The organism is Kineococcus haloalkalitolerans (assembly GCF_050871905.1).
Lineage (GTDB): Bacteria > Actinomycetota > Actinomycetes > Actinomycetales > Kineococcaceae > Kineococcus.
Genome location: NZ_JBJLSH010000016.1, coordinates 14,966 through 35,288 on the forward strand (window position 1 = coordinate 14,966; position 20,323 = coordinate 35,288).

At 75.7% G+C, this 20,323-nt stretch carries 18 protein-coding genes; 11 read left to right on the forward strand and 7 right to left on the reverse strand.

Going from position 1 to position 20,323, the window contains the following annotated elements; all coding sequences use genetic code 11:
• The first annotated feature begins 233 nt into the window (after positions 1-233).
• Both ACRYMY_RS08280 and ACRYMY_RS08285 read left to right on the forward strand, forming a co-directional pair.
• Positions 234-1,577: a PhoH family protein gene (locus ACRYMY_RS08280; RefSeq protein ID WP_432546790.1), complete on the forward strand. Its 1,344-nt coding sequence runs from the start codon at positions 234-236 to the stop codon at positions 1,575-1,577.
• 424 nt (positions 1,578-2,001) lie between these two features.
• Positions 2,002-2,685, forward strand: coding sequence for an aggregation-promoting factor C-terminal-like domain-containing protein (locus tag ACRYMY_RS08285; protein ID WP_432546791.1), 684 nt, complete (start codon positions 2,002-2,004; stop codon positions 2,683-2,685).
• Positions 2,686-2,745: 60 nt separating this feature from the next.
• Here ACRYMY_RS08285 and ACRYMY_RS08290 read toward each other — a convergent pair whose 3' ends face one another.
• Entirely contained in the window at positions 2,746-3,705 is a 960-nt protein-coding gene (locus ACRYMY_RS08290; protein ID WP_432546792.1) for a DUF2470 domain-containing protein, read from the reverse strand.
• 105 nt (positions 3,706-3,810) lie between these two features.
• On the opposite strand from ACRYMY_RS08290, the gene rpsD reads away from it, so the two are divergent.
• The gene (rpsD, locus tag ACRYMY_RS08295; protein WP_432546793.1) at positions 3,811-4,419 is read left to right on the forward strand and encodes a 30S ribosomal protein S4; all 609 of its coding nucleotides are present in this window, start codon (positions 3,811-3,813) and stop codon (positions 4,417-4,419) included.
• Positions 4,420-4,495: 76 nt separating this feature from the next.
• Here rpsD and ACRYMY_RS08300 read toward each other — a convergent pair whose 3' ends face one another.
• On the reverse strand, positions 4,496-5,929 hold the full coding sequence (locus tag ACRYMY_RS08300) for a class II fumarate hydratase (protein WP_432546794.1): 1,434 nt from the start codon (positions 5,927-5,929) through the stop codon (positions 4,496-4,498).
• Positions 5,930-6,098: 169 nt separating this feature from the next.
• Here ACRYMY_RS08300 and ACRYMY_RS08305 point away from each other — a divergent pair, with 169 nt between their 5' ends.
• The 5 genes from ACRYMY_RS08305 to ACRYMY_RS08325 all read left to right on the forward strand — a co-directional run bounded on the left by ACRYMY_RS08305 (position 6,099) and on the right by ACRYMY_RS08325 (position 12,165).
• Entirely contained in the window at positions 6,099-7,403 is a 1,305-nt protein-coding gene (locus tag ACRYMY_RS08305; protein WP_432546795.1) for an extracellular solute-binding protein, read from the forward strand.
• A complete protein-coding gene (locus ACRYMY_RS08310) occupies positions 7,400-8,359 on the forward strand; it encodes a carbohydrate ABC transporter permease (RefSeq protein ID WP_432546796.1) in 960 nt (319 codons plus the stop codon). The genes ACRYMY_RS08305 and ACRYMY_RS08310 overlap by 4 nt, the downstream gene beginning before the upstream one ends.
• Positions 8,359-9,201, forward strand: coding sequence for a carbohydrate ABC transporter permease (locus tag ACRYMY_RS08315; RefSeq protein ID WP_432546797.1), 843 nt, complete (start codon positions 8,359-8,361; stop codon positions 9,199-9,201). Before ACRYMY_RS08310 ends, ACRYMY_RS08315 begins: the two co-directional genes overlap by 1 nt.
• 112 nt (positions 9,202-9,313) lie before the next feature.
• Positions 9,314-10,570: an ABC transporter ATP-binding protein gene (locus ACRYMY_RS08320; RefSeq protein WP_432546798.1), complete on the forward strand. Its 1,257-nt coding sequence runs from the start codon at positions 9,314-9,316 to the stop codon at positions 10,568-10,570.
• Positions 10,571-10,725: 155 nt separating this feature from the next.
• On the forward strand, positions 10,726-12,165 hold the full coding sequence (locus tag ACRYMY_RS08325) for a GNAT family N-acetyltransferase (RefSeq protein WP_432546799.1): 1,440 nt from the start codon (positions 10,726-10,728) through the stop codon (positions 12,163-12,165).
• Between the two features lie 38 nt (positions 12,166-12,203).
• Here ACRYMY_RS08325 and ACRYMY_RS08330 read toward each other — a convergent pair whose 3' ends face one another.
• On the reverse strand, positions 12,204-13,175 hold the full coding sequence (locus ACRYMY_RS08330; protein ID WP_432546800.1) for a carbohydrate kinase family protein: 972 nt from the start codon (positions 13,173-13,175) through the stop codon (positions 12,204-12,206).
• Positions 13,172-14,206 carry a class II fructose-bisphosphatase gene (gene glpX / locus ACRYMY_RS08335; protein WP_432546801.1) on the reverse strand — a complete coding sequence of 345 codons (1,035 nt, stop codon included), beginning with the start codon at positions 14,204-14,206 and terminating at the stop codon, positions 13,172-13,174. The genes ACRYMY_RS08330 and glpX overlap by 4 nt, the downstream gene beginning before the upstream one ends.
• A 116-nt stretch (positions 14,207-14,322) precedes the next feature.
• Between glpX and ACRYMY_RS08340 the strand changes: the two genes are divergently transcribed.
• Positions 14,323-14,931 (forward strand): DUF4245 domain-containing protein, encoded by a 609-nt coding sequence (locus ACRYMY_RS08340; protein ID WP_432546802.1) that lies wholly within the window; start codon positions 14,323-14,325, stop codon positions 14,929-14,931.
• Positions 14,932-14,966: 35 nt separating this feature from the next.
• Here the strand turns inward: ACRYMY_RS08340 and ACRYMY_RS08345 are convergent, their stop codons facing one another.
• Together ACRYMY_RS08345 and xseA are read right to left on the reverse strand one after the other, a co-directional pair.
• Positions 14,967-15,212: an exodeoxyribonuclease VII small subunit gene (locus ACRYMY_RS08345; RefSeq protein WP_432546841.1), complete on the reverse strand. Its 246-nt coding sequence runs from the start codon at positions 15,210-15,212 to the stop codon at positions 14,967-14,969.
• Between the two features lie 81 nt (positions 15,213-15,293).
• Entirely contained in the window at positions 15,294-16,586 is a 1,293-nt protein-coding gene (gene xseA, locus ACRYMY_RS08350) for an exodeoxyribonuclease VII large subunit (protein WP_432546803.1), read from the reverse strand.
• Positions 16,587-16,741: 155 nt separating this feature from the next.
• Between xseA and ACRYMY_RS08355 the strand changes: the two genes are divergently transcribed.
• Positions 16,742-17,743 (forward strand): 4-hydroxy-3-methylbut-2-enyl diphosphate reductase, encoded by a 1,002-nt coding sequence (locus ACRYMY_RS08355; RefSeq protein WP_432546842.1) that lies wholly within the window; start codon positions 16,742-16,744, stop codon positions 17,741-17,743.
• On the opposite strand, the gene ACRYMY_RS08360 is transcribed toward ACRYMY_RS08355, so the two are convergent.
• Positions 17,730-18,914 (reverse strand): DNA recombination protein RmuC, encoded by a 1,185-nt coding sequence (locus ACRYMY_RS08360; protein WP_432546804.1) that lies wholly within the window; start codon positions 18,912-18,914, stop codon positions 17,730-17,732. The two genes, ACRYMY_RS08355 and ACRYMY_RS08360, sit on opposite strands and share 14 nt — an antisense overlap.
• Positions 18,915-18,998: 84 nt before the next feature.
• Between ACRYMY_RS08360 and ychF the strand changes: the two genes are divergently transcribed.
• A complete protein-coding gene (gene ychF / locus ACRYMY_RS08365) occupies positions 18,999-20,084 on the forward strand; it encodes a redox-regulated ATPase YchF (RefSeq protein WP_432546805.1) in 1,086 nt (361 codons plus the stop codon).
• Positions 20,085-20,323 lie beyond the last annotated feature (239 nt).

The following is a 20,323-nucleotide window of genomic DNA, read 5'->3' on the forward strand; positions in this document are numbered from 1 at the left end:
CGATGTTCACCCTCCCGGGCGCCCGCCCCGCGTGTTCGTCCCGCCGCGGGCGGGTGCGGCGGCTAGCGTCGGTGGTGACGGGGGGCGCTCGCTCCCCGCCCGGGAGGTCGCCGTGCGAGCTGTCCAGCGCAGCAGGGGGGCCGGACCGCGTGCCCCCCGCACGTCGCGTCCCGTCCGCCGCTGAGGGGAGCCCCCGCGCGGTCGGCGCGGGGCTCCCGAGACGGGAGACGTCCGTGGTCCACACCCCCACCCCCGCGACCGGCGACCCGACCGGGACGCGCCGGACCTTCGTCCTCGACACCTCCGTCCTCCTGGCCGATCCCGGGGCGCTGGCGCGCTTCGCCGAGCACGACGTCGTCCTGCCGCTCGTGGTCGTCAGCGAGCTGGAGGGCAAGCGCCACCACCCGGAGCTGGGCTACTTCGCCCGCGAGGCGCTGCGGCGCCTGGACGACCTGCGGGTGCAGCACGGCCGCCTCGACCGGCCGGTGCCGGTGGGCGAGCAGGGCGGCACGCTGCGGGTGGAGCTGAACCACTCCGACGCGTCCTCGCTGCCGTCCGCGCTGCGCACCGGCCCGCTGGCCACGGCGGGCGACACCCGGATCCTCGCGGTGGCGCGCAACCTGGCCGACGAGGGGCTCGACGTCACGGTCGTCAGCAAGGACGTGCCGCTGCGGGTGAAGGCCTCCGCGGTGGGCCTGAGCGCCGACGAGTACCGCGCCGAGCTGGTCGCCGACTCCGGCTGGACGGGCGTGACGGAGCTCGTCGCGAGCGCCGAGGAGGTCGGCGCGCTGTACGAGTCGGGGCGCCTGGAGCACCCCGAGGGCCGCGAGCTGCCCTGCAACACCGGGGTCGTGCTGTCCTCCCCGCGCGGGCACGCGCTGGCCCGCGTCGGCGCCGACAAGGCGCTGCGGCTGGTCAAGGGCGACCGCGACGCCTTCGGGGTGCACGGGCGCTCGGCCGAGCAGCGCATCGCGCTGGACCTGCTGCTGGACCCGGCGGTGAGCATCGTGTCGCTGGGCGGGCGGGCCGGCACGGGCAAGTCGGCGCTGGCGCTGGCGGCGGGGCTGGAGTCGGTCGTCGAGCGCCGCGAGCAGCGCAAGGTCGTCGTCTTCCGGCCGCTGTACGCGGTGGGCGGGCAGGACCTCGGGTACCTGCCCGGCACCGAGGCCGAGAAGATGGGCCCCTGGGGGCAGGCGGTCTTCGACACCCTGGAGGCGCTGGTCGCGCCGGCGGTGCTGGAGGAGGTCGCCGACCGCGGGATGCTCGAGGTGCTGCCGCTGACGCACATCCGCGGCCGCTCGCTGCACGACTCCTTCGTCGTGGTGGACGAGGCGCAGTCGCTGGAGCGCAACGTCCTGCTGACGGTCCTCTCGCGCATCGGGCAGGGCTCGAAGGTGGTCCTGACGCACGACGTGGCCCAGCGCGACAACCTGCGGGTGGGCCGGCACGACGGGGTGGCGGCCGTCGTGGAGGCGCTGAAGGGGCATCCGCTGTTCGGGCACGTGACGCTGACCCGCTCGGAGCGCTCGCCGGTCGCGGCGCTCGTCACCGAGCTGCTGGACGGCCCCGGGGCCTGAGTCCGGCCGCTGGTCCTGTCCGGTGCCCGCCGCGCCCGAGGAGGTCGCGGCGGGCACCGGGGAACCTCCGGCCGCCCGGTCGCGTCAAACCTCCTCCGACCCGCACACCCGCGTGAGATGCGTCACGAAAGTCGACGGATCGTGGCCGTCATGTGACCTCACCGTGATGATCTGCGGGTCCGCGGCTTGCCTTCCGGGCGGCGGCCGGGGCACCGTCGTCTCCCGACAGCACCCCGCGAGGCCGGTGCACGTCCCCCCGACGGGGGGCGGCCGGCAGCGCACGACGACCCGGCGCCCCGCCCCGAGCGGGCGCCGCGGCCGCCGACCGGGCCCCACGAGCGCACCGCCACGGCGGAGCCGCGTGCCCGCGCGGGGAGGACGTGATCGACCGGGCGTGGGCCGGGCGACCGAGGGAAGGCCCGGTTTGCCCCGCAGCACCCGCTCCACCCGCCCCGCCGACGGCGCCGCCGCCCGCGAGCCCCTGCTCCGCCGCCGCTGGGCGCGCTGGGCCGCTCCCGCCGTCCTCGGCGCCACGGCCCTCGGCCTGGCCGGGGCCTCGTTCGCCCCCACCGGCGACGCGGAGGCCGCCGAGACGGCCGTGCCCGACCACCTCGTGCGGGCCGCGCTGGCCGACTTCCGCACCGACGCCGCGCAGGGCTGGTTCAGCGAGCGCGAGGTGCGCGCCGCCGCGGACGAGCGCGTCGCCGAGCAGCGCCGGCTGGAGGAGGAGGCGCGCGCCGCCGAGGCCGCCCGCCTGGCCGAGGAGGCCCGCCGCGCGGCGGAGGCCGAGGCCACCCGCAACGCCCAGCGCGACCCGAAGGGCGTCGCCCGCGTCATGGTCGCCGACCGCGGCTGGAGCGCCGAGCAGTTCTCCTGCCTGGAGTCGCTGTGGACCAAGGAGAGCGACTGGCGCTGGGACGCGGACAACCCCACCTCCAGCGCCTACGGCATCCCGCAGTCGCTGCCCGGCTCGAAGATGGCCGCGGCCGGCCCGGACTGGGAGACCAACCCCGTCACCCAGATCACGTGGGGCCTGGAGTACATCGCGAACCGGTACGGCACCCCGTGCAGCGCCTGGTCGCACTCGCAGGCCGTCGACTGGTACTGACGGCCCGTCCGTCCCCACGTCCCGCGGGGCGCCCCGCCGCGGCGGGGCGCCCCCGCGCGTTCAGCCCCGACGCCCGCCGCAGGGGCAGCCGAACGCCCCGCACAGCGCCCCCGCCAGCTGGGAGGGGTCGCCCAGCGGCTCCTCGAAGGCCGCGCGCAGCCGCGTCGTGGCCGAGCCCACGGTGCACAGCACGTCCAGGCCGTAGCGGTCCAGGCCCACGACCGCGACCTCGCGCACCCGCCGCGCCTCCTCCGGCGGCAGCGCGCCCAGCACCCACCCGACGAGGGCGTCGCGGTGCGCGACCTCCAGGTGGGTGACGAGGTGGTCCTCGTCCTCGTACAGCGGGTCCGGCGTCGCCGTGGTGAACGCCTCGTCGCCGACCAGGTGCACCCCGCTGTCCGTGGTGACCCGCACGTCGGCGACCTCCAGGCGCCACAGGCTGCGCGTGGAGCCGACGTCGAGGAGGCTCCCCAGCGGCCGCGCGGCCGCCGCGCGCTGCGCCAGCCGGCGCTGCTCGGCCACGGGCACGCCCTCCACCCAGCCGGTGACGCCGAGCCGGGCGCGCGGCAGCGCCGCCTGCCCCGGGGGCACGTCCAGGACGTCGAGGACGGCCGCCGTGCCGCGCCCGGCCCCGGTGCCGTCCAGGGACAGCAGCCGCTCGTGCAGCGGCGAGGCGTCCTCCACGAGCAGCAGCAGCCCGCCGCGGTCGTCGGTCAGGTGCTGCACCCGGAAGGGGTCGGTGCGCCGCTCGTGCGCCGCCGCCCCGCCGCGCAGCTGACCGTCGCGCGCGTCCTCCCCGGGGTGCCCGTGCGCGTGCCCGTGCTCGTGCGCGGGCCGGGGCAGGTGCAGCAGGCCGGCGACGGTGCCGCGGGCCAGGGTGCGCGCCCACTGCGCGGGCGACGTCGCGCCGGGGGAGGGGGTGCCGCGCACGTCCCGCGTCCGGGGCACCTGCCCGGAGGCCCTAGAGTTGGGGTCGGTGCGCTCCGGACCGCAGTCCGGCGTCGTGGTCCACCCGGTCACGTCGTCTTCTCCTCCGGAGCGCGATCGTCCTGGCCTCGCGGTGTCGTCACCGCGCCGAGCTCCCGCTCGACTGAGGTCAGGCTCACCTTACGATCAGGAGGACGGATGAACAACGCCCGACCCAAGGTGCGCATCAGCCGCGCGCTCGGGGTGGCCCTCACGCCGAAGGCCGCCCGCTACATGGACCGCCGGCCGTACCCGCCGGGCATGCACGGCCGCAAGCAGAAGAAGGCGTCGGACTACGCGACGCAGCTGAAGGAGAAGCAGCGCCTGCGCTACCAGTACGACGTGAGCGAGACGCAGCTGCGCCGCGCCTACGACCTGGCCAAGCGCAAGCCGGGCAAGACGGGCCACAACCTCGTCCAGCTGCTGGAGACCCGCCTCGACGCCGTCGTGTGGCGCTCCGGGTTCGCCCGCACCATCTACCAGGCCCGCCAGATGGTCGTGCACGGTCACCTGACCGTCGACGGCCGCAAGGTGGACCGCCCGTCCTACCGCCTCCTGCCCGGCCAGGTCATCGAGGTGAAGGCGGCCTCCAAGACGAAGACCCCGTTCATCGTCGCGGCCGAGGGCGGCTGGAGCGACAACGAGATCCCCGGCTGGCTCGACGTGGCCCGCCAGGACCTCACCGCCCGCGTGCAGGCCCTGCCCGTGCGTGAGCAGATCCCCGTCACCTGCGACGAGCAGCTGGTCGTCGAGTACTACTCGCGCTGACCCGCACCGCACCGCGCGCCGAGGGCGCCGGTCCCCGAGAGGGGGCCGGCGCCCTCGGCGCGTCCGGGGCCGGTCCCTAGGAGGTGCGGGGCGAGGTCATGCTCATGACGTCCAGCGCGGCGTCGAGCTGCTCCTCGCTCACCTCGCCGCGCTCGACGAAGCCCAGCGCCACGACGGCCTCGCGCACCGTGCAGCCCTGCGCCACGGCGTGCTTGGCGACCTTCGCGGCCGCCTCGTAGCCGATGACCCGGTTGAGCGGGGTGACGATCGAGGGGGAGCTCTCCGCGTAGCGGCGGCAGCGCTCGACGTCGGCCTCCAGGCCGTCGACCGTGCGGTCGGCCAGCAGGCGGGAGGCGTTGCCCAGCAGGCGGGTGGACTCCAGCACACCGCGGGCCATCACGGGGATCTGCACGTTGAGCTCGAAGGAGCCGCTGGCCCCGGCCCACGCCACGGTCGCGTCGTTGCCGACGACCTGCGCGCAGACCATGAGCACGGCCTCCGGCACCACCGGGTTGACCTTGCCCGGCATGATCGAGGAGCCGGGCTGCAGGTCGGGCAGGCGCAGCTCCGCCAGGCCGGTGCGCGGGCCCGAGCCCATCCAGCGCAGGTCGTTGCACACCTTCGTGAGGCTGACCGCCACCGTGCGCAGCGCCCCGGACAGCTCGACGAGGGCGTCGCGGGCGCCCTGCGCCTCGAAGTGGTCCTCGGCCTCGGTCAGCGGTAGGCCCGTGTCGGCGGCCAGCAGCTCGATGACGCGCTGCGGGAAACCGGGCGGGGTGTTGATGCCGGTGCCCACGGCCGTGCCGCCCAGGGGGACCTCGGCCACCCGCTCGACGGTGGCCCGCACGCGCTGCACCCCGCGGCGCACCTGCGCGGCGTAGCCGGCGAACTCCTGGCCCAGCGTGACGGGCGTGGCGTCCATGAGGTGGGTGCGCCCGCTCTTGACGACGCCGGCGAACTCCTCCGCCTTGCGCCGCAGCGACGCCTCGAGGTGCTCCAGCGCCGGCACGAGGTCGTTGACGACGGCCGAGGTGGCCGCCACGTGCACCGAGGTGGGGAAGACGTCGTTGGACGACTGCGAGGCGTTGACGACGTCGTTGGGGTGGACCGGGCGGCCCAGCCGCTCGGCGGCCAGCGTCGCGATGACCTCGTTGGCGTTCATGTTGGAGGAGGTGCCCGAGCCGGTCTGGAAGACGTCCACCGGGAACTCCGCGTCCCAGCGGCCGGTGGCGACCTCCTCGGCGGCCTCGGCCACGGCGCGGGCGACGTCCTGCTCCAGGACGCCCAGCTCGGCGTTGGCCAGGGCGGCGGCCTTCTTCACGCGCGCCAGGGCCTCGATGTGGGCGCGCTCCAGCGGGGTGCCGGACAGCGGGAAGTTCTCCACCGCCCGCTGGGTCTGGGCGCGGTACTTGGCGGCGGCGGGGACGCGGACCTCGCCCATCGTGTCGTGCTCGACGCGGTACTCCCGCTCGTCGGCGATCCGGTCGCTGCGCTGGTCGTCGGTGGCCATGGCGCCATCCTGCCAAGGGCGCGCCGCTCGCGGCGGCGGCCCCCGGCCGGGGGGCGCTGGATCACGGTCCCGCCACGATCCCCGTCACGGGCGCGATCTCCGCGTGCGCCGCCACCGCGACCGGTGTAGGCCTGTGCCACCTGACGCGACGGTGCGGCGAGGAGGTCTCGTGAGACGGACGTGGAGAGCGGCGCTGAGCGGTGCGGGTGCGGCCGCCCTGGCGGCGGGAGCGCTGACGGCCTGCGGCTCGTCGGCCGGCACGGAGGGCACCCCGATCCTCACCTGGTACATCAACCCCGACGCCGGTGGGCAGCAGCTCATCGCGCAGCAGTGCAGCGACGCCTCGGGCGGTCGCTACGTCATCGACACGGCGATCCTGCCGACGCAGGCGCCGGCCCAGCGCGAGCAGCTCGTGCGGCGCCTGGCCGCGAACGACTCCTCCATCGACCTGATGAGCCTGGACCCCGTGTACGTGCCGGAGTTCGCCAACGCCGGGTACCTGGCGCCGATCCCGCCCGAGGCGCAGGAGCAGCTCACCGAGGGGATCGTCGAGGGGGCGGTGCAGAGCTCCACCTGGGAGGACGAGCTCGTCGCGGTGCCGTTCTGGGCGAACACCCAGCTGCTGTGGTTCAAGAGGTCCGCGGCCGAGGCCGCCGGCCTGGACACCGAGCAGCCGGTCACCTGGCAGCAGCTGATCGACGCCGCGGCGTCGCAGGACACCGCCATCGGCGTGCAGGGCACGCGGGCGGAGTCCATGACCGTGTGGGTCAACGCCCTGGTGGAGTCCGCCGGCGGCGCGGTCCTGGAGGACCCGGAGGCGCCCGCCGACGAGCTGGAGGTGACGCTGGACTCCGAGGCCGGCCGCGCGGCGGCGGAGGTGGTGCAGGCGATGGACGAGGCGGGGGTCCTGGGACCCGGCATCGACAACCGCGACGAGGCCGCCACCGCGGACCTGTTCGAGCAGGGCCGGGCGGCCTTCATGGTCAACTGGCCCTTCGTCTACGCCCGCGCCCAGACCGCCGTCGAGGGCGGCACCCTGGAGCAGTCCGTCCTGGACGACTACGGCTGGGCGCAGTACCCGGCCGTGGCCGACGGGCAGGGCAGCGCGCCGCCGGTCGGCGGCATCTCGCTGGGCATCGGCGCCTTCACCGAGCACCCGGAGGAGGCCCTGGAGGCGGCCACCTGCATCGCCGAGCCGGAGAAGCAGAAGCAGTACATGCTCTCCGACGGCAACCCGGCCGCGGCGCAGGAGGTCTACGACGACCCGGAGGTCGTCGAGGCGTTCCCCATGGCCGGCCTCATCCGCGACTCCCTCGAGGCCGCCGCCCCGCGACCCAAGACGCCCTACTACAACGAGGTCAGCGGCGGCATCCAGCAGACCTGGCAGCCGGCCTCCGCGGTCGACCCGGCCACGACGCCGGAGGAGTCCGCCGAGTTCATCCAGCAGGTGCTCCGAGGGGAGAGGTTGCTGTGAGCACGACCGCCACACCGGCCGGCGCGGCCGTCGCCGCGGACGAGGGGATCAGCACCCGCAGGCGCCGGCGCAGCGACCGGGCCCGGGCGGAGGCGCGGCTGGGCTGGATGCTCGCCGGTCCGGCCTTCGCCGTCCTGGTGCTCGTCACCGGCTACCCCATCGTCCAGGCCCTGTACGACTCGCTGTTCCGCTACCGCCTGACGGCCCCCGACGAGCGCGAGTTCACCGGCCTGGGCAACTACGGCGTCATCCTCGGCGACCCGCTGTGGTGGCAGGCGCTCGGCGTGACCGCCCTCATCACGGTCGTCACGGTGGCCGTGGAACTGGTCATCGGCTTCGTCTTCGCGTTCGTGATGCACCGGGTCCTGGGGCTCCTGCGGCCCGTGCTGCGCACCGCCATCCTCATCCCGTACGCGATCATCACGGTGGTCTCCGCCTTCGCGTGGCAGTTCGCCTTCGACCTGACGGCCGGCTTCATCAACACCCTGCCCTTCGTGCCGGACAACTTCGACTGGTTCGCCAACACCTGGAGCGCGCTCCTGGTCATCTGCCTCTCGGAGATCTGGAAGACGACGCCGTTCATCGCCCTGCTGCTGCTGGCGGGCCTGGCGCAGGTTTCCGAGGACATGCTGGAGGCCGCCCGGGTGGACGGCGCCACCTTCAAGGAGCGCCTGTTCCGGGTCATCATCCCGAACATGAAGGCCTCGATCATGGTGGCGCTGCTCTTCCGCGCCCTCGACGCCTTCCGCATCTTCGACAACGTGTTCATCATGACCAACGGCGCCGCCGGGACGCAGACCGTCTCCTTCCTCGCCTACTCGCAGACCATCGGGCGCCTGGAGATCGGTCTCGGGTCCGCCCTGTCGGTGCTGCTGTTCCTGTGCGTCATCGCCATCTGCTTCGTCGCCATCAAGGGGTTCGGGGTCGACCTGGCCCGGGCCAGGGGGGAGTCCTGATGGGTGCCCTGTCCACCAGGGAGCGCGTCCTGTGGTACATCGGCGGCGCGCTGATCTGCCTGTACGCGCTGGTCCCGGTCGCCTGGATCGTCTCGCTCAGCTTCAAGTCCTCCAGCGACATCAACAACCGGCAGTTCCTGCCGACGTCCGCGTCGTGGGAGAACTACCAGACCATCTTCACCGGCAACGCGGCCGAGCTGTTCCTGCCGGCCCTGCGCAACTCCTTCGCCATCTGCCTCATCGCCACCTTCGTGGCGGTGGTGCTGTCGATGTTCGCCGCCTACGCCATCGCCCGCCTGGACTTCCCCGGCAAGCGCGTGGTCCTGACCAGCGCCCTGGCGGTCGCGGTGTTCCCCGTCATCACGATGGTCACGCCGCTGTTCAACCTCTGGCGGCAGGTGGGCCTGTACGACACCTGGCTGGGGCTCATCATCCCCTACCTGGCGCTGACCCTGCCGATCTCCATCTGGACCATGTCGGCGTTCTTCCGGCAGATCCCGTGGGACATGGAGCAGGCCGCGCAGGTCGACGGCGCCACCAGCTGGCAGGCGTTCCGCAAGGTCATCGTGCCGCTGGCCGCGCCGGGGGTGTTCACCACCGCGATCATCGCGTTCTTCATCGCCTGGAACGACTTCGTCTTCGGCATCTCGCTCACGTCCACCGACGCCGCCCGGCCGGTGCCGGCGGCCCTGTCGTCCTTCACCGGCGCCTCCTACTTCGAGCAGCCGACGGGGGCCATCTCCGCCGCGGCCGTCATCGTCACCATCCCGGTGGTGCTGCTGGCGCTGCTGTTCCAGCGGCGGATCGTCGCCGGCCTGACCAACGGCGCGGTGAAGGGCTGACCCGCCGGACCCCGAGCACGAGGCCGGCCCCGGGCCGGCACCAGGAAGACACCAGCACCGGTACCGCAGCGGTACCGAGACCCGCGGCACGGCCGCAGCGAGGAGGTTCGACGTGGCGCGCATCGAGCTGAAGAACATCGTCAAGAAGTACGGGGACGGGTTCCCCGCCGTGAACGACGTCAGCCTGGACATCGCCGACGGCGAGTTCGTCATCCTCGTCGGCCCCTCCGGCTGCGGGAAGTCGACCCTGCTGCGGATGATCGTCGGGCTGGAGGACATCAGCGAGGGTGACCTGCTCATCGACGGCAAGCGGGTCAACGACCTCGCCCCGCGCGACCGGGACCTGTCCATGGTGTTCCAGAACTACGCCCTCTACCCGCACCTGACGGTGCGCGAGAACATCGCCTTCCCGATGACCCTGGCCAAGGGGAAGCTGGACCGCGCCCAGATCGACCAGCGCGTCCAGCGGGCGGCCGACATGCTCGAGCTGCACGAGCACCTGGACCGCAAGCCGGCGAACCTGTCCGGCGGCCAGCGCCAGCGCGTGGCCATGGGGCGGGCCATCGTCCGCGACGCCAAGGCGTTCCTGTTCGACGAGCCGCTGTCCAACCTCGACGCCAAGCTGCGCGGGCAGATGCGCACCGAGATCGCCCGCATGCAGCGCTCGCTGGGGACCACGACGGTCTACGTGACCCACGACCAGACCGAGGCGATGACCCTCGGCGACCGCGTGGCGGTCCTGCGCAAGGGCGTGCTCCAGCAGGTCGCCAGCCCGCGCGAGCTGTACGAGCAGCCCGTCAACCTCTTCGTGGCCGGGTTCATCGGCGCCCCGCCGATGAACTTCCTGCCCGCGCGGGTGGCCGGCGACCGGCTGCAGCTGCCGTTCTGCGAGGTCCCGGCGCCGGCCGTGGTCCGCGACGGCGGCCACGAGGGCAAGCTGCTCATCGCCGGGGTGCGCCCGGAGCACTTCGACGACGCGGAGGTCACCGACGTCCCCGAGGGCGCCGTCTCCTTCGAGGCCCAGGTCGACGTCACCGAGTGGCTGGGCAACGAGCTGTACGCCTACGTCCCCTTCGAGGCGGCGGCCGAGACCAAGGAGCAGCTGGAGCAGCTGGACCGCGAGCTGGACGGCGAGAGCCTGCGCAGCCAGCTGGTGGTCACCCTGGACGCCATGAGCAGCATCGTCGGCGGCGACACGGCGCGCCTGTGGTTCCACCCGCGGCGCATGCACGTCTTCGACCCGTCGACGGGGGAGAACCTCACCCGCGACGAGGAGCAGGCCCGCAAGCTGGCGGAGCAGTCCGAGAAGCTGCGCAGGCGGTCCCTGGAGCGCGCGCAGGCCCAGAACGAGGACCGGGTCTCCGCCTGACCTCCTCGTCCGATCGCTGTCGGTGAGAGGCGGTGACCGCGCGTCGATAGTCGCGGGGCGCGGCGCCGTCCTCACCGACGGCGGGCCGGCGCGGGGCTAGGGTGCGGCGCACGGGTCCGGGGACGTGCCGGGCCACCGCGGCGAGAGGTGGACGGGTGACGGACGCGCTGGCGGACCCCTGCTCGCCGCAGCCGGTCCTGGCGCACGAGCGCGGCGCCCGCCCGGCGGGCGCCCTGCCCGTCCCGCGCCCGGCCGCAGCGACGACCGGGACGCCGGGTCTCGCGCTGGTCACCGACCCCGCCGAGGGCCTGCAGGTCTCCGTCCGGCGCGAGCTGGCCTCCGCCCCCGTGCCCGAGTGGCGCGCGCTGGCCGTGGCCGCCGGTGCCCCGCCGTTCTGCGGCCCGGACTGGCTGCGCGCCGTGCACACCCACCTCGGGACCGGCGAGCCCCTACTGGTCTCCGCGCGGCGCCAGGGCCGCCTGCTCGCCTTCGGCGCCTTCGCCGTCCTGCCCGCGACCGGCGCCTCGCGGCCCGTCGTCACCTCCCTGGGCGCGGGGGTCAGCGACTACACCACCGTCCTGGCCGACCCCGACGCCGAGGTGCCCGCCGGCCGGCTCGTGGCCGCCGTCCTGGACGCCGTGGCCCACGCCGTGCCCGACGCCCTGCTCGACCTGGAGCAGGTGCCCGCCGACGACCCCCTGCTGGAGCCGCTGGCGCAGTGGGCGCGAGCCCGCGAGCGCAGCGTGCGCCTCGTCCCGCAGGCCGTCGTGCACGCCGTGCCGCTGCCCGCGACCGTCGCCGAGCACGACGCCGCCCTCGGCCGCCGCGTCCGCCACGAGGAGCGCCGGCAGTGGCGCCGCCTGGCCGCCGCCGGCCGCCTGGAGGTCGTCGACGACCTCCTGGCCCGGGCGCTGGCCCCCGCCGCCGGCGACGCGGCCGCCGAGGCGGAGGCCGTGGCCGCGCTGGTGGACGAGCTGGCCGCCGTGGACGCCGCCCACCCACGGGCCGCCGCGCGCCGCCGGCCGTGGCGGGGGGCGTCGGGGCGGACCCTGACCGACGTCCTGCGCGAGGCGCCCCGCCCCGTCGTGCAGCTGTCGGGGCTCCGCGTGGACGGCGAGCTGGCCGCCTACACGCTGTGCTTCGCCGGGCCCCGCGCCCTGCACGGCTACCTGCAGTCCTACCGGGCCCGCTGGGCGCCCTACGGCCCCGGCACGCTGCTGCTGCTGCGGGCCCGGCGCCGGGCCGTCCTGTCCGGCTACCGCGAGCTGGACCTCCTGCGCGGGGAGGAGGCCTACAAGCGCCGCATGGAGCGCACCACCCGGCGCACCGTCCGCGTGGTGGTCGTGCCCCTCAGCCACGGCCTCCTGCCCGGTGTCGTCGACCGCCTGGCGGTGCTGCGGCGCACCTACCGCGACGAGCTGCGCCGCCACGAGCGCCTCGCGGCCGTCGCCGACGCCGCGGGCACCGCCCGAGACGCGGCCGCGAGCGCCGCCGGCCGCGCCCGCGACGTCCTCGCGGTCAGCGCCCGGCGCGCCGGCAGCACCGGCGGCGCCCGCGCGCTGGCGCCCCTGCGCCGGGCCCTGCGCCGCCGGTAGCCGCCCGCAGCCGCTGGCAGCGGCCCGGGCGCCCGTCCTCAGCCGGCGGGCTGCGGCGCCGGCGCGTCCAGCTCCCCGGCGTCCAGCTCGGCGCGCGTGGGCGGGGCCGCGCCGGCCCGCCGGCAGGTCAGCGCCGCCGAGCGCACCGCCGTCGCGACCAGCGCCCGCAGGACCGGCTCGTCCACCGCGCGCAGCGCCGGCAGCGCCGCACCGCCCAGCAGGCCGTGCGCCGCCAGCGCGTCCAGCAGCCCCGACATGAAGGCGTCCCCGGCGCCGACGGTGTCCACGACCTCGATCCGCGGCGCCGGCACGTCCACCGTCCCGGCGTCGGCCACCGCGACCGCGCCCTCGCCGCCCCGGGTGACGACGACCAGCGCCGGGCCGCGCCGCTGCCACTGCGCCGCGATCCGGAGCGGGTCCACGCCCGGGAACAGCCACGCCAGGTCCTCGTCGGAGGCCTTGACGACGTCGGCGGCCTCCACGAAGCGCTCCACCCGCCGGCGGGCGTCCTCCGGCGAGGCGAAGAACGCCGGCCGCACGTTCGGGTCGTAGCTGGTGGTCACCGTGCCCGCCAGGCCCGAGACCAGGTCCAGCACGGTGTCGGCGCCCGGCGCGACGGCCGCGCCGATCGACCCGGTGTGCAGCAGGTCCACGTCGGCCGGCAGCCGCGCCTCCGGAACCGACCACTCCAGCTCGAACTCGTAGGAGGCCCGGCCCCGCTCGTCCACCTCGGCGCGCGCCACGGACGTGGGCCGGTCGTCGACCGCCCCCGGCAGCAACCGCACCGACGCGGACTCCAGGTGCGCGCGCAGCAGGGCTCCGCGCTCGTCGTCGCCCAGCCGGGTCAGCAGGTGCACCTCGTGCTCGAGCCGGCCCAAGCCGTAGGCGACGTTCAGCGGGCTGCCGCCCGGGTGCTCGCCCGTGCGCCCGTCGGCGGTGCGCACGACGTCCACGAGCGCCTCGCCGACGACGACCGCGCGGGCCCGCCCGCCCGCCGCGCCGCCCGTCACCTGGCGCCCGTGAAGTCGACCGAGGCGTACGCGCGCAGCTTCGACAGCCGGTGCTCGCTCTCGACCCGGCGGATCGTCCCGGACTTGCTGCGCATGACGATGCTGGAGGTCGTGATCGTGTCGCCGCGGTAGCGCACCCCGTCGACCAGCTCGCCGTCGGTGATGCCCGTGACGACGAAGTAGACGTTGCCGGAGGCCACGAGCTGCCCGGTGTCCAGGACCGCGTCCAGGTCGTGCCCGGCGTCCAGCGCCCTCTGCTTCTCCTCGTCGTCGCGCGGGGCCAGCCGACCCTGGATGGTGCCGCCCAGGCAGTGCATGGCGCAGGCGGTGATGATCCCCTCGGGGGTGCCGCCGACGCCCAGCAGCAGGTCCACCCCGGTGCCCTCGCGGGCCGCCATCACGGCACCGGCCACGTCGCCGTCGGAGATGAACTTGATGCGCGCGCCCGCGTCGCGCACCTCCTGCGCCAGCCGCTCGTGCCGCGGGCGGTCCAGGATGCAGACGGTGACGTCCTCCACGCCGCGGCCCTTGGCCTTGGCCAGGCGGCGCACGTTCTCGCGCACCGGCAGGCGGATGTCCACGACGTCGGCGGCCTCCGGCCCGGCGACGAGCTTGTCCATGTAGAAGACGGCGCTCGGGTCGTACATCGTGCCGCGCTCGGCGACGGCCAGGACCGCCACCGCGTTCGGCATGCCCCGCGCCGTCAGCGTCGTGCCGTCGATGGGGTCCACTGCGACGTCGCACTCGGCGCCGGTGCCGTCGCCGACGCGCTCGCCGTTGAAGAGCATGGGCGCGTCGTCCTTCTCGCCCTCGCCGATGACCACGGTCCCGTCCATGCTCACCGTGCTGATGAGCACCCGCATGGCGTTGACGGCCGCGCCGTCCGCCTTGTTCTTGTCGCCGCGGCCGACCCAGCGGCCGGCGGCCATGGCGGCGGCCTCGGTGACCCGCACCAGCTCCATCGCCAGGTTGCGGTCGGGGGCCTCCTGCCCGACGGCGAGCGCCGCAGGGAGAGTGGGGGACTGGGACATCGCTGACCTCCGGGCTCGACTGGTCCCGCACTGTAGCGGCGGGCCCCGCCGCCCCCGCGGGCCCTCGGGCGGCCCCGCGGGCGACCGGGCCGCGGCGCGGGTGCGACCATGGGGCGGTGAGCACGACCGGGACCCCCGCGGGAGCCACCGACCCCCGGCAGGGCGTGCCGCGGCGCCGCGGCGGCGGCGACATCCGCTCCATGGTGATCTCGATGGCCGTGATCCTCGGCATCGTCGTGGCCGTCGTGTGGGTGGTCCCGCGGCCCAACGCGATCGAGCAGCCGGCCGCGGACGTGGCCAACGCCGCCGAGGGCGCCCGCTCCCGCCTGTCCTTCGAGCCGCCCGTCCCGCAGGGGCTGGAGGGCTGGACGCCCACCTCCGCGGAGGTGACCCGCTCCACCGACGACGTGACGACCTGGCACGTGGGGTACGTCAGCGCGCAGGGCAGCCCGCTCGCGCTGGAGGTGGCGCGCGACGCCACCGCGCGCTGGCAGGGCGCCTACACCTCCAACGGCGTCGAGGACGGCACGCAGGAGGTGGGCGGCCTGGAGTGGCAGCGCTTCCGCCAGGACGACCGCAGCCGCTACAGCCTCGTGCGCGAGCAGGACGGCCTGACGGTCCTCGTGGCCGGCGACGCCGACTTCGACGAGCTGGCCGAGCTGGTGACCGCGACGCTGGACGGCTGGACCGCCGCCGGCGTCGAGTGGGGCGAGCCGGCCGGCTGAACCCGGCTCGCCGGGCCCACCGCCCGCCGGGTCGCTCAACCCCGCGGGGCGTCCTCCGGCTCGTCCTCGTCGTCCGTCTCGTCGTCGTCCTCGTCGGCGGCCGCCGTCCCGGCGTCCAGGCGGGCGCGGGCGCCCTCCAGCCAGCGCGTGCAGCGGTCGGCCAGCGCCTCCCCGCGCTCCCACAGGGCCAGGGCCTCCTCCAGCCCCGTGCCGCCGGCCTCCAGCCGGCGCACGACGTCCACGAGCTCGTCGCGGGCCTGCTCGTACCCGAGGTCCTCCACGCCCGCGGTGGCGGGGCCGGCGGGGCCGGCGGGGCCGGCGGGGCTGGCGGGCGGCTGCTGCTGGTCCGGCACGCCGCGACCCTAGCCGCCTGCGCCCGCGGGCTCCGGCGCGCCGTCGACGGTCACCGCCAGCTCGCCGCCGGCCACCCGCAGCCGCAGCGGGGTGCCCGCCGGCGCGTCGGCGGGCTCGCGCACGAGCGCGCCGTCGTGGCGCTGGGCGACGGCGTAGCCGCGGGCCAGCGTGGACGCCGGCGACAGGGCGGTGACCGTGGCGCGCAGGTGCCGCACCTCCACCCCGGCCCGGTCCAGCCGCGCCACCAGCGCCGAGCGGGCCCGGGAGCGGACGGCCGCCACCTCCGCCTCGCGGACCTCCACGAGCGTGAGGGGCCGCGCCAGCACCGGGCGGCTGCGCAGCGCCGCCAGCCCGGCCTCCTCCCGGGCCAGGCGCTGCTCGACGCCGCGGCGGGCGCGGGCGCGCAGCAGCCGCAGGCCGTCCAGCTCGCCGACGACGTCCGGCACGACGCGGCGGGCGGCGTCGGTGGGCGTGGAGGCGCGCACGTCGGCGACCAGGTCCAGCAGGGGGGAGTCCACCTCGTGCCCGATGGCCGAGACGACGGGCGTGCGCACGGCGGCCACCGCCCGCACCAGCGTCTCGTTGCTGAAGGGCAGCAGGTCCTCCACGCTGCCGCCGCCGCGGGCCACGACGATGACGTCGACGGCGGCCAGCGCGTCCAGCTCCCGCACGGCGGCGACCACCTCGGTCACCGCCGACGGGCCCTGCACGGCCACCTCGCGGACCTCGAAGCGCACCGCGGGCCAGCGCGCGCGGGCGTTCTCCACCACGTCGCGCTCGGCGGCGCTGGCGCGCCCGCAGACCAGGCCGACGGTGCGCGGCAGGAACGGCAGCGGCCGCTTGCGGTCGGCGTCGAAGACGCCCTCGGCGGTCAGGACGCGCTTGAGGTGCTCCAGGCGGGCCAGCAGCTCCCCGACGCCGACGGGGCGCACGTCGTCGGCGGCCAGGCTCAGCGTGCCGCGGCGGGTGAAGAACTCCGGCTTGGCGTGCACGACGACCCGGGTGCCGTGCGCCAGGCCGTCGGGCATCGTCGCCCGCAGCCGCGCCACGACCCGGCGCGCCAGCGTGACCGGCAGCGACATGTCGGTGTCGGCGTCGCGCAGCGTGAGGAAGACCACGGAGGAGCCGGGCCGGTCGCTGACCTGCACGACCTGCCCCTCCACCCACGTCCAGGGCATCTTGGCGATGTAGGCGTCCATCTTCGCGGCGAGCAGCCGCACGGGCCACGGGTCCTCCGCGGTCGTCTCGGCCGCGGTCGCGGGCCGGCGGCGCGGCGGCGGTGCGGGGTCGCTGGCGGGCACGGCGCACCATCCTGGCCCACCGCTGCCGACCGCGCTCCCGCCCGTCCGCTCCCGGCGACCGCGTCGCACCGGCGACCTACCATGGGGAGGTGACCCAGCCGACGACCCTCGACACCACCCTCCCGCCGGCCGACGACTGCAGCGACACCGCGACCCTGGCCGCCGCGCGCGAGCGCGCGGCGTGGGACGGCGGCAAGCGCGTCCTGCTGGCCGCGCCGCGCGGCTACTGCGCGGGCGTGGACCGGGCCGTCGAGGCCGTGGAGAAGGCGCTGGACCTGTACGGCGCGCCCGTCTACGTGCGCAAGGAGATCGTGCACAACAAGCACGTCGTGCGGACGCTGGAGGCCCGCGGCGCCGTCTTCGTCGCCGAGACCGACCAGGTGCCCGAGGGGGAGACGGTCGTCTTCAGCGCGCACGGGGTCAGCCCGGCGGTGCGCGCGGAGGCGGACGCGCGCTCGCTGAAGGCCATCGACGCCACCTGCCCGCTGGTGACGAAGGTGCACCGCGAGGCCACCCGGTTCGCCAAGCAGGACTACGAGATCCTCCTCATCGGCCACGAGGGCCACGAGGAGGTCGAGGGCACCGCGGGCGAGGCGCCCGAGCACATCACCCTCGTCGACGGCCCGGAGGCCGCGGACGCCGTGCGGGTGCGCGACCCCGAGAAGCTGGTGTGGCTGTCGCAGACGACGCTGAGCGTCGACGAGACGATGGAGACGGTGCGCCGGCTGCGCGAGCGCTTCCCGCACCTGCAGGACCCGCCCAGCGACGACATCTGCTACGCCACCCAGAACCGGCAGGTGGCGGTGAAGAAGATCGCCCCCGAGGCCGACCTCGTCATCGTCGTCGGCTCGGCGAACTCCTCCAACTCGGTGCGCCTGGTGGAGGTGGCCCTGGACGGCGGCGCCCGCGCCGCCCACCGCGTCGACGGCGCCCACGAGGTCGAGGAGGCCTGGTTCGAGGGCGTCACCACGGTCGGGGTGACCTCGGGCGCCTCCGTGCCGGAGGTCCTGGTGCGCGACGTGCTGGCGCACCTGGCCGAGCGCGGCTACGCGCAGGTGGAGGAGGTCACCACCGCGCAGGAGGACCTCGTCTTCTCGCTGCCCACCGACCTGCGCCGCGACCTCAAGCGCCGCCAGCTGCCCGTCACGCCCGTCTGAGGGGCGTCTCGACCCCGGCGCCGGCGTCGGGAGCCGCGCCGGCCGCGTCGTCGAGCAGCTCGGGAGCGGTCAGCGGCCGCACCGCGTCCTCCAGCGGCTCCGCGCGCGGCAGGTCCTCGTCGGCCAGGTCCAGCTCGCGCAGCCGGCGGGCGGAGACCAGCACGCGCCGCTCCAGCGTGCCGACCAGGCGGTTGTAGTCCTCCACCGCCCGGTGCAGCGTGCGGCCCAGGGAGGCGGTGTGCCCGCCCAGGGTGCCCAGCCGCTCGTACAGCTGCCGGCCCGCCTCGTACAGCTCGCGCGCGCCGCCGGCCACCGCGTCCTGCTGCCAGGTCAGCGCCACGGTGCGCAGCAGCGCCAGCAGGCTCGTCGGGGTGGCGAGCACCACGCGCCGGGCCATGGCGTGCTCCAGCAGCTCCGGGTCCGCCCGGCAGGCCGCCGCCAGGAACGCCTCGCCGGGGATGAAGCAGACGACCACGTCGGGGGAGTCCTCCACGGCGCTCGGGTACTCCTTGGCGGCCAGGGCGTCCACGTGGCCGCGCAGCGCCCGCGCGTGCGCGCGCATCCCCTCGCGGCGCGCGTCCTCGCCGTCGGCCTCCCCGGCGCGCAGGAACGCCGCCAGGGGCGCCTTGGCGTCCACGACGACGTGCTTGCCGCCCGGCAGGTGCACGACGAGGTCGGGGCGCACGGCGCGCCCCTCGCGGGTGGTCAGGGAGGACTGCTCGGCGAAGTCGACGCGATCGAGCATGCCCGCGTGCTCGACGACGCGGCGCAGCTGCACCTCCCCCCACGAGCCGCGCGAGCTGGAGGCGCGCAGCGCCCCGGCCAGCGAGGCGGTCTCCCCGCGCAGCGCCTCCGCGCCCGCCTGCACCGCGGCCAGCTGCTCGGCCAGCCGCGCGAACTGCTCGACGCGGTCGCGCTCGAGGACGGCGACCTGCCGCTCGACCCGGTCGAGGGTGTCGGCCACGGGGGACAGGGCCGCGGTGACCTCCCGCTCGCCGTCGGCGCGCTCGCGCAGCTCCGCGACCCGCTCGCGCAGCAGGTCCCGCTCGGCCACCAGGGCCGCCGTGGCCGCCGCCTGCGCGGTGCGCAGCGCCCACCGCGTCGCCAGAGCACCGGCGAGGGCGCCGAGCAGCAGGGCCGCGAGCAGCAGGAGGGCGGTGCCGGTGCTCATGGGCGCACTGTGCCAGCCGGGCCCGACAGCCCCGGCCGCCCGCCCGCCCGGCGGGCGCGCCCGCGCCGGTAGACTCCCGTCCCCGTGGCTCTCACCATCGGCATCGTCGGTCTCCCCAACGTCGGCAAGTCCACGCTCTTCAACGCGCTGACGAAGAACGACGCGCTCGCCGCCAACTACCCCTTCGCCACGATCGAGCCGAACGTCGGCGTCGTGCCGCTGCCCGACCCCCGGCTCGGCGTGCTCGCCGGGCTCTTCGCCAGCCAGCGCGTCGTGCCCGCCACCGTGTCCTTCGTCGACATCGCCGGCATCGTCAAGGGCGCCAGCGAGGGCGAGGGCCTGGGCAACAAGTTCCTGGCGAACATCCGCGAGGCGGACGCGATCTGCCAGGTCACGCGCGCCTTCGCCGACCCCGACGTCGTGCACGTCGCCGGCCGGGTCGACCCCGCCGACGACATCGAGACGGTGCACACCGAGCTCGTGCTGGCCGACCTGCAGACCCTCGAGCGGGCCCTGCCGCGCCTGGACAAGGAGGTCAAGGGCAAGAAGACCGACCCCGCCGTCCTCGCCGCGGCCCAGCGCGCGCAGGCCGTCCTGGACTCCGGGCGCACCCTGCACTCGGCCACGGCCGCCGACGACGTGGACCTGCCGCTGCTGCGCGAGCTGGGGCTGCTGACCACCAAGCCCTTCCTGTACGTCTTCAACGTCGACGAGACCGTCCTGGCCGACGAGGCCCGCAAGGACGAGCTGCGCGCCGTCGTCGCCCCCGCCGAGGCCGTCTTCCTGGACGCCAAGCTGGAGAGCGAGCTGGCCGAGCTGGACGCCGAGGAGGCCGCCGAGCTGCTGGCCAGCGTCGGGCAGACCGAGTCGGGCCTGGACCAGCTGGCCCGCGTGGGCTTCGCGACGCTGGGCCTGCAGACGTACCTGACGGCCGGGCCCAAGGAGGCGCGCGCCTGGACGATCCGCCGCGGGGCCACCGCGCCGGAGGCCGCCGGCGTCATCCACACCGACTTCCAGCGCGGCTTCATCAAGGCCGAGGTCGTCGCCTTCGACGACCTCGTGGCCGCGGGGTCGACGGCCGAGGCCAAGGCGCAGGGCAAGGTGCGCGTCGAGGGCAAGGACTACGTCATGGCCGACGGCGACGTCGTGGAGTTCCGCTTCAACGTCTGAGGCGCTCCCGGCGAGTTCCCAGCCGCCGCCCAGCGGGGGTCCGGCGGGGTGCGCGGAAGCGCTGCGGCGCAGCCGGACGCCGATTTGCCGGGGGTCGCCCGCGCGGGGCACCCTGGTCCCGAGCGGGCGACGGCGCCCGGCCGTCAGCCGCGTCGTGCGCAGGGGCCACCACCCGTGGTGTTAGCGTTCTGCTCACCTCCTGGTGGGCAACCTGACCGTCGGGAGGGACACCCCCTGGG